At 64.8% G+C, this 16491-nt stretch carries 13 protein-coding genes; 8 read left to right on the forward strand and 5 right to left on the reverse strand.

Annotation, left to right across the window (positions count from 1 at the left end; genetic code table 11):
- Positions 1–379: 379 nt before the first annotated feature.
- Genes Q7X29_RS20135 through Q7X29_RS20145 form a run of 3 tightly spaced genes read right to left on the reverse strand, consistent with a single transcriptional unit; the run spans position 380 to position 3710 of the window.
- The gene (locus Q7X29_RS20135) at positions 380–1966 is read right to left on the reverse strand and encodes an FAD-dependent oxidoreductase (RefSeq protein ID WP_316575035.1); all 1587 of its coding nucleotides are present in this window, start codon (positions 1964–1966) and stop codon (positions 380–382) included.
- Entirely contained in the window at positions 1963–2859 is an 897-nt protein-coding gene (locus tag Q7X29_RS20140) for an alpha/beta fold hydrolase (protein WP_316575036.1), read from the reverse strand. Before Q7X29_RS20140 ends, Q7X29_RS20135 begins: the two co-directional genes overlap by 4 nt.
- A complete protein-coding gene (locus Q7X29_RS20145) occupies positions 2856–3710 on the reverse strand; it encodes an alpha/beta fold hydrolase (RefSeq protein ID WP_316575037.1) in 855 nt (284 codons plus the stop codon). The genes Q7X29_RS20140 and Q7X29_RS20145 overlap by 4 nt, the downstream gene beginning before the upstream one ends.
- 150 nt (positions 3711–3860) lie before the next feature.
- Here Q7X29_RS20145 and Q7X29_RS20150 point away from each other — a divergent pair, with 150 nt between their 5' ends.
- Both Q7X29_RS20150 and Q7X29_RS20155 read left to right on the forward strand, forming a co-directional pair.
- Positions 3861–4610 carry a TetR/AcrR family transcriptional regulator C-terminal domain-containing protein gene (locus tag Q7X29_RS20150; RefSeq protein ID WP_449411945.1) on the forward strand — a complete coding sequence of 250 codons (750 nt, stop codon included), beginning with the start codon at positions 3861–3863 and terminating at the stop codon, positions 4608–4610.
- 175 nt (positions 4611–4785) lie between these two features.
- Complete coding sequence (locus Q7X29_RS20155) at positions 4786–6054, forward strand: MFS transporter (RefSeq protein WP_316575038.1); 1269 nt, start codon at positions 4786–4788, stop codon at positions 6052–6054.
- Positions 6055–6184: 130 nt separating this feature from the next.
- Here Q7X29_RS20155 and Q7X29_RS20160 read toward each other — a convergent pair whose 3' ends face one another.
- Positions 6185–7081: a PucR family transcriptional regulator gene (locus Q7X29_RS20160; RefSeq protein WP_316575039.1), complete on the reverse strand. Its 897-nt coding sequence runs from the start codon at positions 7079–7081 to the stop codon at positions 6185–6187.
- A gap of 598 nt (positions 7082–7679) precedes the next feature.
- The gene (locus Q7X29_RS20165) at positions 7680–9047 is read right to left on the reverse strand and encodes an MFS transporter (protein WP_316575040.1); all 1368 of its coding nucleotides are present in this window, start codon (positions 9045–9047) and stop codon (positions 7680–7682) included.
- A gap of 370 nt (positions 9048–9417) precedes the next feature.
- On the opposite strand from Q7X29_RS20165, the gene Q7X29_RS20170 reads away from it, so the two are divergent.
- The 6 genes from Q7X29_RS20170 to Q7X29_RS20195 are packed head-to-tail and all read left to right on the forward strand — an operon-like array spanning position 9418 to position 16485.
- Positions 9418–10551, forward strand: coding sequence for a VOC family protein (locus tag Q7X29_RS20170; RefSeq protein ID WP_316575041.1), 1134 nt, complete (start codon positions 9418–9420; stop codon positions 10549–10551).
- Positions 10548–11486, forward strand: a complete 939-nt coding sequence (locus tag Q7X29_RS20175; RefSeq protein WP_316575042.1) for a fumarylacetoacetate hydrolase family protein — start codon at positions 10548–10550, stop codon at positions 11484–11486. The genes Q7X29_RS20170 and Q7X29_RS20175 overlap by 4 nt, the downstream gene beginning before the upstream one ends.
- Positions 11483–13387, forward strand: a complete 1905-nt coding sequence (locus tag Q7X29_RS20180; protein WP_316575043.1) for an acyl-CoA synthetase — start codon at positions 11483–11485, stop codon at positions 13385–13387. Before Q7X29_RS20175 ends, Q7X29_RS20180 begins: the two co-directional genes overlap by 4 nt.
- Positions 13384–13740, forward strand: coding sequence for a DoxX family protein (locus Q7X29_RS20185; RefSeq protein WP_316575044.1), 357 nt, complete (start codon positions 13384–13386; stop codon positions 13738–13740). Before Q7X29_RS20180 ends, Q7X29_RS20185 begins: the two co-directional genes overlap by 4 nt.
- Positions 13737–15317 carry a bifunctional 3-(3-hydroxy-phenyl)propionate/3-hydroxycinnamic acid hydroxylase MhpA gene (gene mhpA, locus Q7X29_RS20190; RefSeq protein ID WP_316575045.1) on the forward strand — a complete coding sequence of 527 codons (1581 nt, stop codon included), beginning with the start codon at positions 13737–13739 and terminating at the stop codon, positions 15315–15317. Before Q7X29_RS20185 ends, mhpA begins: the two co-directional genes overlap by 4 nt.
- Positions 15301–16485, forward strand: a complete 1185-nt coding sequence (locus tag Q7X29_RS20195; protein ID WP_316575046.1) for a cytochrome P450 — start codon at positions 15301–15303, stop codon at positions 16483–16485. The genes mhpA and Q7X29_RS20195 overlap by 17 nt, the downstream gene beginning before the upstream one ends.
- Positions 16486–16491: the final 6 nt, after the last annotated feature.

Consider the following 16491-nt stretch of genomic DNA (forward strand, 5'->3'; position numbering starts at 1 on the left):
CGAGGTTGGCGAGTTTCACAGGCGCAGAATACGTTTCGATAACACAGTGCCGTGGAGGGGCAACCGATCGGTCCGCGGAACGCAGCCGACACGGCTATCCGAGCGGCCCGTTGATCGGAGCTCGTAGAAACGGGAGGCGAAATTCTGGCCGCTCCGCGGAGAACAGTCCCTGACATGGCATCGCCGGGTATCTCTGGTCGACCATATCGTCGACAGCGACGGCGCGAGCCCAACCGCGTTCGACGGCCTCCCGCGCAAATATCACGGCAGCCTCGTAGGAGGCGACGAAATGCAAAGGAGGGCCGAGGCCGAGATCAACCATCACATGCCACATCATCACGTTCCTCCTGATAGAGGCTGTGTCAGCGATCGCCGCGGGTCACGGCAGGCTTCCGGTGCCGGTCCCCATCGAGAGGTTGACAGCTGGGATCAGCGCCGTGGCGTGCGCCTCGGTCACCGAACCCATGTCGTCGGTGGCAATGGAGCCGATGTAGCCATCCGGGCGCACCAGCAAAAGGGTGGGGCCCGAGAGACCGTAGGTCCGGACGAAGGAATCAGCGATATCGGCGAGCACCACGTCGGCGCCGACCTTGTCTCCGCCGTTGACGGCAACCTTCTTCAGACCGGCGCCCGTCGGGGGCCACGCCAGTTTCGCCAGTTCTTCGGCGGCCTCGGATCCATACGCGATCGCGGTGAAGTGCGATCCGGTGAAGAGGTCGAAAAGTCGTCGGGCTCCCCCGTTCGCGTCCAGTAGTTTCGCGTCCGGGACACGATCCCCGACCCACAGGGTCGCGGTGTGTCCGGAATCGGCCGGCGCAAGTGGGCCGCCACGGTAGTGGAGGCTGAGCTGCCGCTCGTCATCGCCGCGCTTGATCGCCGACGGGTCGAGCTTGGCCAGGCCTTCGTACTTCTTGGTCGCCAAACCCAGCACTCCAGCAGCGATCGGTTGCCGCTCAGCCTCGTAGGTGTCCAGGAGGCTCTCCGGTGCCCCGGCGAGCACCTGGCCGAGTTTCCAGCCCAGGTTGTAAGCATCCTGCAGGCCGGTGTTGAGGCCCTGTGCACCGGCGGGGGGATGCACGTGCGCGGCATCTCCGGCGAGGAATACCCGTCCGGTCCGGTATTTCTCCGCGAGGCGAATGTTGGGGCGGAACACCGACGACCATCCGATATCGTGCAAGCGCAGGCTCTCGTCGCCGGTCTGCTTGCGAACCCGGGCATTCAGACTCGCCTCGTCGAGAGCGGGCTCCTCCCCGATCTTCAGGCGGATCATCACCTGGAACCGGTCGGAATGCGGGATCGGGCACGCACCCAGGAAGCGGCCACCGGGCCGCGGCCACACGTGCCACCGGTTCCGGGACAGACCGTCGATCGCCGCGTCGACGATGATCATTCGATCCGCTTCGTCGGTCTTGCCTTCGAAGCTGATCTCTGCCGTTTTGCGGACAGCACTCCCGCCGCCGTCGGCACCGACAAGGTAGCGAGCGCTGATCTCCTCGGCACCAGCTGGGCCAGTGACCGTCGCCACGACGCCATCCGGACCTTGCTCGAATCCGGTCAATTCACAATCGGTTTCGATGGTCACGCCCCTTCGCTGCAGTCCGGCACGCAGTGCGGCGTCGGTACGGAACTGGGGAATCAACCATGTGTTCGGGTAGGGCACATCGGAGGTCTTGTCGTTGCGCGAGATCATGTGCCACGGGAGCGTCAGCGGGCCCGCGTGGATACCCAGAGGCGGGTATGTCGATCCGCCGGCCAGGACATCGTCGAGAACACCGAGGTCCTCGAGCACCTCGAGACTGCGGGGCTGAACGCCCTTGGCACGCGAGCCCTCGAAGGCGTCTGCAGCCTTGTCGATGATCCGCACTGCCACTCCGCGGCGAGTGAGATCGATGGCCAGGGCGGTACCGGTCGGCCCGGCACCGACAACCAGGACGTCGATCGGTCCGGATTTTGGCGTGGTCTTCATCGTGACGACTCTTTCCTGGCAGCTGTGACGAATTCGGTGAATCGAAGCGCGGTCTCGGTCGGCTCTTCGTAGGGCACCATGTGCCCGCAGGGTGAAACCATGTGCGATTCGGTAGGCGCCAACAGTGACTCCACCTTGTCGAAGCTCGAGATCGGGGTCACTTCGTCTCGGTCTCCCCACAGCAGCAATTTCGGGAACGGCAGACTGCCGACCTGCTGGTAGAGGTCTTCGCGTCCGGCCAATGGGAAGGCGGCGAGCGTGGCGGTCAACGCGTAGATCGAGCCTTCGTATTGATAGGACTCACGCACCATTGCCGCAAGTACCGCGGACAGCTGTGGATCTCGGACATTGTGCGACAGGTGCCGGTCGAGCATCTTGCTTCCCAGCTTTCTGGCGAGCAGGGTGCCCAGCGTTTCGTTGCGCAGCAGGAAGGCGAATGCAGGCGCGGGCTGCAGCCCGGCGGGACCGGCGAGAGTAAAGGTGGCGATTCGGTCGGTGTGCTCCCGGGCGAAAGCCATCGCTACCAGCGCGCCCATCGAAGCTCCGACGAGGTGAAACGGGCTGGTGATGTTCAAGCGCTCGGTCAGGTCGGCGATTTGCCTGACGAACAGCGCCTCGTCGTAAGTGCCCTGCACCCGGTCCGAGTAGCCGCGTCCGTATGCACTGAAGACAAGGGTCCGGAAGCCGCGCGCATGTAGCTCGTCGACGAGTCGATCCCAGTAGAACAGCGGGGTGGTCAAACTGCCTGCGAATACTACGACCTCGCCCTCCCCCGGGCCGGTCAGCTCGTAGTGGGTGATTCCGTCTCGGCATCGAATGAAGTCACCGCGCAGTTCGGCACGGGTGGCCTCGTCCAAGCGGCGAGTCTCGCCGGCCACCACGAAGTACTTCATCGCCGCTCCTCCTTCGATGCGGGAATCTCGGCCGTCAGGAAGTTCAACAGCTCGTCGGCCACCCAGTCCGGACCTTCATCCGGGAGCAGATGGCCGCTGCTCGGGTGAGTCCGTTCGAGGCTGCCGGGGATATCGCGCGCGAAGTGCTGGGCGTCGACCGACGCGCTCCGCAGCACCAGCGTGGGAACCGCGATCGTGGGGATCTCGGCGGTGCGATCGACCTGATCGGTGTTGGCGAAGTCGATGAACGCCTGCTGATTACCGGGCCGCGTCAGCATTGCGTACACCCGGTCAACCATCGCGTCGTCCACCACCGACTTGTTCGACCCGACGGTAGAGCGCAGATTGCGCTCGGTGGCCGATCGGGACGACATCGTACGGATCAGCGTGCGCCCGACCGGGTTGCGGGCAAGTCGCAGCGCCAGGGGTAGCGCCTTGCCCGGATAGCCGGTGGCATTGATCAACACCAGCCGATCCAGCCGCCGCCGCTGGTCGAGCGCAAGGTTCCAGGCGATATTGCCGCCCATCGAGTTGCCGACCACCGAGGTCTTGTCAACGCCGATGACGTCCAGGAATGCACCTACGGTGTTGACGAATGCTGGAATTCGGTAGTCCCGGTCCGCGCGCGGGCCGGTGAGGCCGAAGCCGGGCAGGTCCAGGCGAATCACGTCGAAGCGCGACGACAGCCCGGTGGCCACCCGGTCGAAGCTGTGCAGCGAAGAACCGCTGCCGTGCAGGAGCAGCACTGAGGGGCCCGCGCCGGTCCGCTTGTAATGGATGTTGTGACCATCAACGGTCACGAAACGCGAATCAGGGTCGATGTAGTCGTCTGCCTCGGCTCGTCTGCTCATAATGGTTACAGTGTTGCCGTTATGTGTCCGCGAGTCAAGGCATATTGGCAACATCGTTACCTAATCGGGCGCCCCACCGCTGGACGGACGCCAGGCCATGCCACCCGAGTTCCGCCCGTATCGGCAACGACGTGACCGTATACTGGTCACATGACCGAACGACGGATCGGCGACAATACGAAAATGGGAAGCATCACCGAGCCCAACGGCAGCCGAGCCCGTCGCCCACCCGGACGCCCACGGATGCCGATGGACAAGATCATTTCCGCCGCGGTGCGCCTGGTCGACGAGGAGGGGGCGGCAGCACTGTCGATGCGCAACCTCGCGCAGCGACTCGACACAGGCACCGCCGTCCTGTATCGGGCCGTCAGCGGCCGAGCCGAATTGGTCGGAATGGTGGTCGACCATGTTTTCGGCGAGGTAGATCTCGAGCTCGACACGGCCTCGAGAGGCGACTGGCAGCAAGCATGCCGGGTAGCCGCCCAAGCCATGTTCGACACACTCGCCGCGCATCGCGGAATCGCACCGCTACTCATCGAGCAAGTTCCCACCGGCCCCCACGTCCTCACGCTTCGCGAGCGCTTCCTCGCCATCCTTCTCGACGCCGGCTTCGCCCCCGAGGAGGCGGCCCGCGCATATGCCACACTGGCCCGCTATGTCGTGGGATTCGCCGCCCAGCTCCACACCACCGACGAACCCGACCGCGAGCCCGCTCGCCTCACCGCACTCTTTCAGGCGCTGGATCCAGATGGGTATCCCGCCACCCTCGCGGTCGCCCATTGCCTGCCGAAGCAAAGGCTCGAAGACGAGTTCCGTTTCGGACTGGAGATGATTGTCTCCGGCCTGGGCGCCCACTATCCCCATCCCCCGTCGGCCGACCCGGCACCCGCCGCCCACTGAATCGACGGGCCCGCCACGGCCGGTCGGCCCGTTGGCACACTCCCTGACCGACCTCCTCGGTAGCGACGTTCAACGTCGCCGCACGAGCAACGGACAAGTCCACCACTTATAGTATCGGTCACAGTGTTGCCATTATTCATTGACGTGCGGCCTTCTCCCGCGCACTGTTGCCACCATGTGCATCGCCCCGACATCCGAGAACAACGTCGACGGAGGCCCTCTCGCCTCCGCGCAAGGCGGTCCATCGATCAGGGATATGTCCCTGCTGTGCGGCGTCTTCGCGGTTGTCATGCTCGGCACCACACTGCCGACCCCGATGTACACCCTCTTCGCGACCGAATTCGGGTTCGGCATCGCCACCTCCACGATGATCTTCGCAACCTATGCCGTGGGAGTTGTGGCAGCGCTGATTCTCTTCGGTCGATGGTCCGACACGCTCGGACGGCGACCTGTGCTGCTCACGGGGCTCGGCTGCTCCGCGATGAGCTCGTTGGTGTTCCTCACGGCCGGATCGGTCGAGCAGTTGCTGATCGGGCGCGGTTTGTCGGGATTGTCCGCCGGGCTCTTCACCGGGACGGCGACCGCCATGATTGCCGAGATCGCACCCCCATCATGGAAGTCGCGCGCCATGGTCGCGGCCGGGGTGGCCAATATCGGGGGACTGGGCGTCGGCCCGATGTTGTCCGGTCTGCTGGTGGAGTACGGGCCGTGGCCGCTGCGCCTTGCCTTTGCTGCCCACATCGCGCTGATAGCCGCGGCAACGCTCGCACTTCACATTGTGCCGGAAACTGTTGTCCCGCAGCCACATACCGGCCTCACGGTACAGCGGCTCTCGATTCCCCCCGGGACCACGACCGTCTTCGTCCGGGCCGCAACAGCTGCTTTCGCCGGATTCTCGGTAGTCGGACTGTTCACCTCGGTCGTTCCGACGTTCTTGAACCAGACGTTACTGATCCACAACAAGGCCGTCGCCGGACTGCTGGTCTCCACTCTCTTTCTCGCCTCCGCAGTCGCTCAAATGGCAGCCAGAGGGCTGCCTGCCCGCGACGCCCTACTCGTGGGCTGCACAGGCCTGACCCTGAGTGCCGTCCTCATCGGAGTAGCTCTGAGTACCGAGTCCTTGCCCGCGCTGATCGCGGCGGCCGTCAGCGGCGGCATCGGCCAGGGCACCAGTTTCAGCAAGGGTCTCGGCGCGGTAGTGCAGACCGCCCCGACATCGCGCCGCGGTGAGATCGCGTCCAGCTACTTTGTCGTCGCCTACCTGGCCATCTCCATTCCGGTTGTCGGCGTCGGATTTGCCGCTCAGCATTGGAGCCTGCCGCTCATCGGAGTGATTTTCGGAACGCTCGTCGCGGTAGCGGCAATGTCATCATTCGTCGGGACGCTTCTGGCCGGACGTCCCCCTGCTCGCCCTTCGTCACCTCGCTTCGCGGATCGCTCGTAGTGGCCGCGGTTCCGGTTCCACCTACGACGTCGATGATCTAGGCGAGACCGCCCTGCTCGACCACGGAAGCGATCAGCTCATGGTTGCAGGAAACGCGTGCCGCCCACCTCCCACTGCATCGAATACCGGATCACTCCGACTGGAATACTACGGCTCCTGGCGTCGAATCCACTGGTAAGCCGACACCCCCGACAAATCTGCTGGCAACAACGGCTGCGTACAAACGCCATTGGGAGTCGCTGGTCGGCGGCAGCCCGGTGAGTTCGAGGATTTGCGCGAGACGATTGCCGATCGTGTTGGGGTGGACGTGCAGTCGGCGCGCCACGTTCCGGCGGTCGAATTGGTGGTTGACGAGCGCGAAGAGAGTGCGTCGGAGATCGGGGGACGCGTCGAGTGGCGCGAGGAGGGATACGAGTTTGTCGCGGCCCGGACCGGGCCTGGTGAGCTGGTGTTCCAGGGCGAGATCGGCGAGGCGGTACAGGCGCGGCGCCTTACGGAGTCGGATCGCCACATCGAGTAGTTCGCGAGCGATGCTCGCAGCGTCGGGGATGCCTTGCACGGCGGACTCGACAGCGACGCTGGTGACTGGGACATCGACCGCTGCCGTGAGACCGGAGACGAAATCACCGAGGCGGCCGGTGGTGAGCGCCGTTGCGGGAATGAGGACCGTTCCCCAGCCGGATGTGAGAACTACGGGGATCGGGTGGCTGAAGCGTATCGCCAGAAAATCGCGAATACGACGGCATTGTAATTCCGATGACGTCGTCGGGCGTGTATCGCTGCGAGCCAGCGACAGAACGAGCACGGTGAAAGAGTCGGCGACAGGCAAATTGAACAACCGGGCGACGCGGAGGTTGATCTTGGCGTCGCTCAGCAGTGCCAGTCCCAGGTAGTCGTTGATTGCCGAATCGATGGGGCGATGAGGTGCTCGTCGATCGTAGACATGGTCTGCCCTGGAGTGGTTGGGTGATCGTCTGGCCGGAAATAATGGATGGTGGTCCGTGGCCGATTTCCGCGGCTCAGACACACGGCGATGATTTCGTCGAGCGGAGAACTTGGCGATCAAGCGCGCGGATAGGCCGCGAATGGCGTCCGTATCCGGACCTCTTCGGGTGCGTCACCGCCGACTCGAGAGTCCAGCCAGCACCTTATCAGGTGCAGTTGGTCGCCGCCAACAGGCTCACATCCAATTTAGGTTACAGTGTCACCGAAACAAATGCCGGTGTCAAGATCGTCCTCGTGGCAAACTCTTCGATGGGCATCGTCGCGACACGATGGTGGAGGTGGTCGGCCCACGCGCAGGCCTGGGCGGTTCGGTCGGAATCCGACCACGACGGGTGCACTACCCCGACAAACAGCAGGCTATCGCGACGACCACGGTTCGACATCTAGTGAACGGCTGTCGTCCACGTCGGTTTCGAGTACGGGCCCACGGTTGCGCAGAGCAGGAGCCGGCGCGCCTCGAGTCCGCGCTCACCTCTGCTACCTGCCAACCGCGCCCGACTCGACGGATCGCCAAAGCGGGCCCGCAACAAGGTCATTCTCAGTTCGAGCACCTGCCCGTGCGACGGTGGCCCAGCGGTGATCGCGGCACGGCAGATCGGCGAGGAGGCAAGTCGCCGATGTCAACCAGTGGTGCGCCCGTCCTCGGCAGGTACGTAGCGCCGCAGCAGGCCGAGCGCCGCCAGGACACTCACCGAGGAGATCGCGGCATAGCCGAGCACTATGCCCCATTGCGCGCTTCGCGGCTGACCGACCGCCTGATCTGCTGTCGATGAGACGAATCCACTCATGGCGAGGATGAAGCCGTAGGCACCCGCGCCCATGGCACCGCCGATCGTCTCGCCGGCTGACCACAGCCCTGCGAGAACCCCCGCACGGCGATGCCCGGACTCGACCGCGTCGGCGGCCAAGGTGTCAGCGAGCATTGCTTGCGGCAGGATCTGCGCTCCGGCGAAGCCGATTCCGGCGATCAAGATGGCCACACAAGCCACCTCGAATCGCACTGACTGCTCCACGCGAGGCAGCGCGGCAACAGCAATGGCGCCCGCACCGAGGATCGAAAGCGCCACCGTCAGGCAGGATTTCTTGTCCCAGACAACCGCGGCGCGGCGCCACGCCGGCATCGTCAGCAGCACCGGCCCCACCGCACACAGGAACAGCGGTGCGAGCGCACCGTCCGACCCGAGGAGCTGGACCGCCAAGTACGGCAGCCCGGCCAGCGTCACGGAGATAACCACCTCGATGAGCACGAAAACGCCCAGCAGAACACGAAACGGCCGGTTCCACCAGGCCGTGCCCAATGCTTCGCGCAGCGAAGTCACCTCCAGCGACTCGGCCGCCACCGCAGCGCGAGACGATCGACGAGCACTGTAGATCGCGCCAGTCGCGCCGATGAAAATCACACAACTCATGACGAGCGCCATCGCAAGGTAGCCCTGACGTTCCCCACTCTCGCTCCCAGTGAGCGTGGATGTCACCGCGGCTACGATGATCATCGCCACGGCCTGCCAGGCGGTGCGCCACACCATCATGGACGTGCGTTCTGCAGAGCTTGCCCCGAGCTCGGCGGGCAGAACACTGTAAGGGATCACGAAGGCCGAGAAGCCGAGCCCCGCCACAACCAGCGCGGCCCCTACCCACAACGCGGCGCCGTCGCCGCTGATCGGGGAGAAGAAGATGGCCACGAATCCCGGCGCGAGCACCACGGTTCCCGCGATCATCCAAGGCCTGCGAGGGCCGAGTCGTGACACGGTCGAATCGGACAATCTCCCGATGACAGGGTTGTAGACAAGATCGAGCAGCTTGGGTACGAGCACAACGAATCCCGCCGCCCCGGCAGCGACGCCGAGGACGTTGGTCAGGTAGTGCAGGAGGACCAGACCAGGCACCATGCCGTATGTTGCTGTCGCCAGGGATCCCAGGCCGTACGCCACTCGAACGCGCGTCGAGAGGGAGTACCCCGACGAGGCGTCAGCGGCGGTCAGCGTCATCACGTTCCTCCCCCACTGTGCTCGATCACGACCGACGTGGTCCGGCCCGATGCGTAGTTGACGTTGGGCATGTCCCTCCTGCTGCCATGTCGATGCTCGTACGCGCGTTGCTCATGACTCGCCGAACATCGCGCCGTCGCCCGTGGCCGCCCGTTCAGCCTTCCCGGGATGTCCAGGCAACACGATCACCTTCGCCATTACGGTCACAGTGTTGCCGAATTATCCGCAACGGTCAAACCCGCCCACGTCGGCCGCGCAGTCGATCATCGCCTCCAGGGAGCGTCTAGTCACTTCTGAAGAATTCATCAAAAACTATTGACTGATGGTTGCGTCGTGAGTGACGATAGGTTCAGTTAGGAAGGAGTGATCCATGGTCGACCTGCACGATCCGCACCAAGACCTGCATAGCGAGGTCGGCGCTCTCCCCGGTGAACACCCAGGGAGAGCACAGAACCCGGTCATCAAAGTGCGCGATCTCGCGTGGCTGGAGTTCGAAAAGCCAGATCTCGCCGGTGCCGAGCGCTTTGCGCACGCCTTCGGTTTCCACACCGCCGCCCGCACCGCGAACGAACTACACCTACGCGGCAGCGACGCCGGAGCGCCGTGTGTGCTGATCCGTCGCGGTGGGCGATCACGCTTCCTCGGGCCGGCATTCCTGGCCGCCGACTCGACCGATTTGCATCGGCTGGCCTCGCACACCGGATCGACGGTGGCAGCGCTGCCGGACAGCCTCGGTGGTCTGACCGTCGACGTCTACGACCCCAGCGGGCTCGCGGTGCGGATCGTCTCCGAACCTCACACCCTCGCCGCCCTGCCCGCACAGCAGCCCCGAACGCTCAACATCGGACACGATCTCGAACGCGTCAACCGCACCCAGCGCCCGCCCCGCACCCCGGCCGGGATCCAGCGCCTCGGTCACGTTGTCCTCCAGACGACGCGCTACCGACAGACTCTCGATTGGTACCTGAACAACCTCGGCCTGATCGTCAGCGACTTCCAGTACTACGCAGGCCAGCGCGACCGCGGTCCGGTGATGAGCTTCATCCGCTGCGACCGCGGCAATACACCCACCGATCACCACACGCTCGCACTGACGCTCGGCCCGAGAAATCGGTATGTCCACTCGGCCTACCAAGTCTCGGACCTCGATGCGCTGGCCGCGGGCGGTGAGTATCTTCTCGACCGCGGGTACCACCGCTCGTGGGGCATCGGTAGACACATCCAGGGCAGCCAGATCTTCGATTACTGGCGCGACCCCGACGGGTTCCTGGTCGAGCACTTCACCGATGGCGACATGTTCGATCACACCCTCGAGCCCGGCTGGGCGCCGATGACAGCCTCCGGCCTCTCCCAATGGGGGCCGCCGGCAACCAAGGACTTCCTCGGGTTGAACCCAAGCCGCGAGTCGGTACGCGAGGCACGCGGCCTGCTCGATGCATTGCGCAACGAAAACGAATTCGATCTCCACCGCATACGCGGTCTATTGAAAGTAGCCAGGTCATGAGCGTTTCGGTACTCCGCACCAGCGACGGATGGTGGGTGCAGACACCCGCCGGTGCTGCCCGCATCGATACACCCGCCACAACCACCAAAGAGCTACTCGCCGACCGTGCGGCAGTAGTCGAGGCCGCCCGCAGCGCGTCCGCCCTCGTTCCGGTCGAGAGCCTTTCGCTGATCTCGCCGGTGACCACGCCATGCCGAGTCGTTGCCCAGATGACCAATTTCGTTTCGCACGTGAAGGATTCCGGTGGTGATCCGGCGACCGTTCCGCTGACGTTCTTCCGGAAGGCATCCGGATCCATCAGCGGCCCCACCGATGACATCGAGCGACCGTCTCACGTGCGGTTGCTGGACTATGAGGTCGAGATCGGATTGGTCATCGGCCGCGAAGTACCGGTAGACACCACCATCGATGCCGACAACCTGTCCGAGTTCGTCGCTGGCCTCGTCGTCACCAACGACGTCTCCGCACGTGACATCCAGCTGCCGAAAACCCAATTCTACGAGGCCAAATCGTATCCGACGTTCACCCCGGTCGGCCCCGCACTCGTTCTCGTCGACGGCGAGGAGCTGAAACGATTCACCGACCTTCGGCTGCGACTGTGGGTCAACGGTGAGGTCAGGCAAGACATGACCGTCGCCGACATGATCTACAAGCCGGTGGAAGCACTCCAGTCACTCACTCGCTTTCAACGCCTCGACGCGGGAGACCTCGTCCTCACCGGAACCCCGGTCGGGACCGCGATCAGCGCACCTCCCAAGCCGGTGGAGTTGCTCGGATCGCTTCTCCCGACGGCGCTGAAGTGGCGGCTGTTCTTCAAGGGTCAAGCCAAGAACCCCAAGTACTTGCAAGACGGCGATGTCGTCGAGGTTTCCATCGCCACCGATGACAACGCGATCGATCTGGGCCGTCAGCGCACCACAGTGAGGTACAAGTGATCACCGACAACGCATCGGCGACCGCGGATTTGTGGCCGCAATACGCCGAACCAGGCGACCTGCAGGCCATCGAATCCATCCCACTGGCCGAGCGCGGCCTGCCACAGTCGACATACGCACTGCTCGCTCGCGCCGCACACCTGTGGCCCGACCGGGTCGCACTCACCGTTCTGCCCGAAGCGGCCCGCTGGCAGGAACCGCTGCGTCGCACCTTCGCAGAGCTGCTCGCCGATGTCCATCGGTATGCGAACCTGCTGCGCCGGTTCGGTGTCGGTCGCGGTGACGCGGTCGCGCTGATGGCTCCCAATTGTGCCGAGCTCGTTCCCGCCACACTCGCCGCGCAGCTGGCCGGAATCGCCGCCCCCATCAACGCCGCTCTCTCGGGCACACATATCGAGGAACTTCTTCGTCGCTCCGGCGCGCGAGTTCTCATCGCGGCCGGACCTGACCTGTCACCCGAGACTTGGGAGTCCGCAGTGGCATTGGTGACCGACGGTCATGTCGACGTCGTCCTCGTACTGCGCCCGACCGGATCCGCCGCGATCCAGCCACTGCCCGTGCTCGAGGCAGCGCATATCGGATACCTGGATGTGCTCGCCTCCGACGAGATCTCGACCGGCTTCTCCGGCGAGCCCCCTCGATCCGAGGACTTGGTGAGCCTGTTCCACACCGGTGGCACCACCGGTGTACCCAAGCTCGCGGCCCACACCCACGGCGGTGAAGTGGCCAATGCCTGGATGATCGCCGCCAACTCGCTGCTCGACACCGACGACGTGGTCTTCGCCGCTCTCCCGCTTTTCCACGTCAACGCGTTGGTGGTCACTGTGCTCGCGCCGCTGTTCAAAGGGCAGCAGGTGGTCTGGGCAGGACCGCTCGGGTACCGAGATTTCGGTTTGTACGCCAACTTCTGGAAGATGGTGGCGCACTATCGCATTGTCGCCATGAGCGCGGTGCCCACCGTGTACGCGGTACTCGCCAATTGCCCGCTCGACGCCGACATCAACACTCTTCGCTACGCGATGGTCGGCGCCTCCCCGCTGCCACCGGCCGTCCGTGACAACTTCGAGCGCCATACCGGAGTCACACTCGTGGAAGGGTACGGACTCACCGAGGCGACCTGTGCGACCGCACGCAGCTTTCCCGACCAGCCGCGTCCAGGCGCGGTGGGCCAGCGGTTGCCCTACCAGCAGGTGAAGGTGGTCCGCGTCGGCGACGACGGCTCGCACGAGGACCTGCCCGCGGGAGCTACGGGTGTCCTGTGCATCAGCGGCCCGACCGTATTCGCCGGATATGTCGTCGACCGCAACGAAGCCGGACATGTGCTCGACAGCCTCGGCAGCATGGCGAACGGCTGGCTCGAAACCGGCGATCTGGCACATATCGACACCGACGGCTTCATCCACCTGCACGGGCGGGCGAAGGACCTGATCATCCGCGGCGGGCACAACATCGATCCGGCAACCATCGAAGACGCGTTGCTGTCGCATCCGACCGTCACCGCGGCAGGTGCGGTCGGCCGTCCTGACCCGCATTCCGGGGAGGTACCGATCGCGTACGTGGTCCTCAGCACCGGTGCCACCACCACCGAATCCGAGCTGCTCGAGTGGGCATGTGAACGGGTTCCCGAACCCGCCGCCGCACCGAAAGCGGTGCTTGTGCTCGACGCATTGCCGGTCACCGACGTCGGAAAGCCTTACAAGCTCGGGTTGCGTGCCGACGCGACGCGACGCGCGGTCGCCGAGGCCCTCGCCCACGTCGACGGAGTTCGCGCCGTCACCGCGGCGATCACCGACGGCGAGGTGGTCGCGACCATCGATACCGATCGCGATACCGATCACGCGGCTGTCCGGGCGGCATTGAATTCGTTCGCCCTGACCTGGAAGGTGGTGAGCCGGGCATGAGCATCCCGACCATCGCGCTGACAGTGGTACTGGCCGCGGAGTTCACGATATTCGGCATCCTGAAACTCGCCGCTGCGAAGCAGATGCGGGACCGTGCCGCCCACGTCGGCATGTCGGTGATGACTTACCGAGTGATCGGGGCGCTCGAAGTGGCCGGTGCTGCCGGTCTGGTGATCGGGACGGCCTGGTGGCCCGCGGGGTTGGCCGCTGGTATCGGTCTGGCTCTGCTGATGGTCGGTGCCATCGCGACACACCTGCGAGTGCGTGACAAGCTCGTGGAGGCGGTCCCCGCGATTGTGACGCTCTTCCTTGCCATCAGCTACGTCGCACTCGTCCTGACAGTAGATCGATGACCACCCACGACGCGCCGGTGGTCATTGTCGGGGCCGGCCCCACCGGCCTCACCACCGCGCTCCTGCTCGCCCAGTACGGGATCGAAAGTGTGGTGCTGGAACGGTGGGAAACTGTGTACCCACGGCCACGCGCGGTACACCTCGACGGTGAGACCCGCCGAATCCTCGCGCGTTTGGGCATCGACGACCAGTTCGCCGCGATCTCCCGTCCCGCGCTGGGGCTGCGGCTTCTCGACCGACACATGCGGGTGCTGGCTCAATTCGACCGCGACCTCACCGGCGGTCGAAGCGGCTACCCGGAAGCCAACTTGTTCGATCAGCCTGTCCTTGAATGCATCCTGTGGGCGACCGTGCTTCAGCAGCCCGGAATCACCATCCGCGGCGACGTCGACGTCACCGCGGTCATTGCCGAGGATGACGGTGTGCGAGTCGATTTCACCGACCGGACATCCACCGTTCCCGAATCGATGACCGCGAGGTTCGTGCTCGGCTGCGATGGCGCCAACAGCGTGGTTCGAGCCGGCATCGGCAGTGCGATGAAGGACCTCGGGTTCGAGCAGACCTGGCTCGTGGTCGACATAGCCACTGATGCCGAACTCGGCGAATGGGAAGGCGTACATCAGGTTTGCGACCCGTTTCGCGCCGCGACGTTCATGCGGATCGGCGCGACCCGTTACCGGTGGGAGTTCCGCATACGCCCCGGCGAATCCGCGGACGACTACGCGGACATGGCTGCCATTCACCCCCTGATCACGCCATGGACCAGACGGATCCCGCTGGAGGCGCTCGAGCTGATTCGGTCTGCCGAGTACACCTCGCGGGCCTGCATCGCCGACCGCTGGCGGGACGATCGCATCTTTCTGCTGGGCGATGCCGCGCACCTCACACCACCGTTCATCGGCCAGGGTCTGGGTGCAGGACTACGAGACGCGGCCAACCTGTCCTGGAAGCTGGCCGGTGTTCTTGCCGGCACTTTGCCGGCCAGCGTGCTCGACACCTATGAATCCGAGCGAAAGCCGCATGCACGGAGCCTGATCAAGCTCGCGAAATTCACCGGCACCGCCATGACCGACGGGGGCGAGTTCGGCAACCTGTTGCGCCGCCTGATCGCACCGCACCTGCATCGCATTCCTGGTTTCGATCAGCTGGTGACCGGGGGTCAAACTCCGCGACTGCGCCGATCGGATCTGATTGCGCCGCCCCGGCTCGGCAAATCCCTGAATGGGTCGCTGGTACCCAATGCCCGCGTGGAGGCGAACAGGCGCTTTGACGCTCTCGTCGACGGACGCTACGCAATCGTCACAGTCAGCGAACCGAGACCTGCCGAACTGGCCGCGATCGAACGACTCGGCGGTGTGGCTGTGATCGCTCGGGCGGACAGTGAGCTACAGGGTTGGCTCCGATCGGGACATACAGACGCCGCGCTGATCCGCCCGGACGGCATCGTCCAGCAAACCGGCAGACGAGTCTCGGATCTGCGAGCTGTTCTCCCCCACTTCGATATTCGTACTTCGCCGCCATCAGCGAACGATGGCGCCGAGACCGACCAAAGGAGCTTCGATGCTCAAGCACGCTGACGTTCCGACTTATCAGGCGGACCTCTACTCCGAGGCGGCGATCCGTGATACCTACCCCCACTACACCCGTCTGCGAGAGCTTGGGCCGGTGGTGTGGCTGGCCAAACAACGCGCCTACGCACTGCCCCGCTATGCCGAGTGCAAGAAGGTGCTTCGCGACGACGAAGGCTTCGTGTCGGGCGAAGGAGTGGGGCTGAATCCGATCACCAATCGGCTCTCCCGTGGAACCACGCTCAACAGTGATGGCGACGAACATTCGCGGCGCCGCGCCCTCCTGGCCCACCGGCTGACCCCACGAGCGCTGCGGTCGATGCACGAGACGATCGATGAACAGGCTACCGCGGTTGTCGCGGACGCCGTCGCACGCGGGAACATCGATGGCGTCGACCTGGCCACCGCGCTGCCGATGTCAGTCGTGCCAGACCTCATCGGGTGGCCCGACCACGGCCGCGAACATCTTCTGCGCTGGGCCGGAGCCACATTCAATGCTCTCGGCCCGTTGAATCTGCGGTCGGTACAAGCGGCGCCGGCTGGACTGGAAATGATGCACTTCGCTCGGCGCATCTCCCGGGATCGCGACATCAAGCCCGGCGGCGCGGGTCTCGACGTGCTGCAAGCTGCCGACGAAGGCAAGCTCACCCACGCCGAATGTCCAGCGATGATGCTGGACTACCTGGCGCCCTCGCTGGACACCACGATCGGTGCCATCTCCGCCGCGCTCTACCTGTTCGCCACCAACCCGGATCAGTGGAACCTGCTGAAGGCCGACCCGAGCCTGATCCCCAATGCTGTCAACGAGGCGGTTCGCCTCGAGTCGCCCGTTCGGGCCTTCTCCCGCAAGGTCATCCGCGATACCGACGTCGCCGGTATCAACCTTCCCTCCGGTTCGCGGGTGGTGGTGGTCTACGGATCCGCTAACCGAGACCCCCTCGAGTGGGATGCTCCGGACACCTTCGACATCCGTCGTGACGCCTCGCGCCAACTCGGATTCGGCCACGGAACCCACGGCTGCGCCGGCCAAGGTCTGGCGCGCCTGGAAACCCAGGCCATCCTGCGCGCCCTGGTCGAGCGAGTCGACCGCATCGAGATCGCCGGACCCACCCAATGGGCCATGAACAACATCATCCACCGCTTCAGTCGTCTGCCGCTGCAACTGATCCCCGCCTGACAGAGA

This window comes from Nocardia canadensis, assembly GCF_032656385.1.
Classification (GTDB): Bacteria; Actinomycetota; Actinomycetes; order Mycobacteriales; family Mycobacteriaceae; genus Nocardia; species Nocardia canadensis.

Excerpts from the sequence above, each read along its gene's own strand:
- Q7X29_RS20135 (WP_316575035.1), bottom strand. The coding sequence starts at position 1,966 with ATGAAGACCACGCCAAAATCCGGACCGATCGACGTCCTGGTTGTCGGT.
- Q7X29_RS20140 (WP_316575036.1), bottom strand. The coding sequence starts at position 2,859 with ATGAAGTACTTCGTGGTGGCCGGCGAGACTCGCCGCTTGGACGAGGCC.
- Q7X29_RS20145 (WP_316575037.1), bottom strand. The coding sequence starts at position 3,710 with ATGAGCAGACGAGCCGAGGCAGACGACTACATCGACCCTGATTCGCGT.
- Q7X29_RS20150 (WP_449411945.1), top strand. The coding sequence starts at position 3,861 with ATGACCGAACGACGGATCGGCGACAATACGAAAATGGGAAGCATCACC.
- Q7X29_RS20155 (WP_316575038.1), top strand. The coding sequence starts at position 4,786 with ATGTGCATCGCCCCGACATCCGAGAACAACGTCGACGGAGGCCCTCTC.
- Q7X29_RS20165 (WP_316575040.1), bottom strand. The coding sequence starts at position 9,047 with ATGACGCTGACCGCCGCTGACGCCTCGTCGGGGTACTCCCTCTCGACG.
- Q7X29_RS20170 (WP_316575041.1), top strand. The coding sequence starts at position 9,418 with ATGGTCGACCTGCACGATCCGCACCAAGACCTGCATAGCGAGGTCGGC.
- Q7X29_RS20175 (WP_316575042.1), top strand. The coding sequence starts at position 10,548 with ATGAGCGTTTCGGTACTCCGCACCAGCGACGGATGGTGGGTGCAGACA.
- Q7X29_RS20185 (WP_316575044.1), top strand. The coding sequence starts at position 13,384 with ATGAGCATCCCGACCATCGCGCTGACAGTGGTACTGGCCGCGGAGTTC.
- mhpA (WP_316575045.1), top strand. The coding sequence starts at position 13,737 with ATGACCACCCACGACGCGCCGGTGGTCATTGTCGGGGCCGGCCCCACC.
- Q7X29_RS20195 (WP_316575046.1), top strand. The coding sequence starts at position 15,301 with ATGCTCAAGCACGCTGACGTTCCGACTTATCAGGCGGACCTCTACTCC.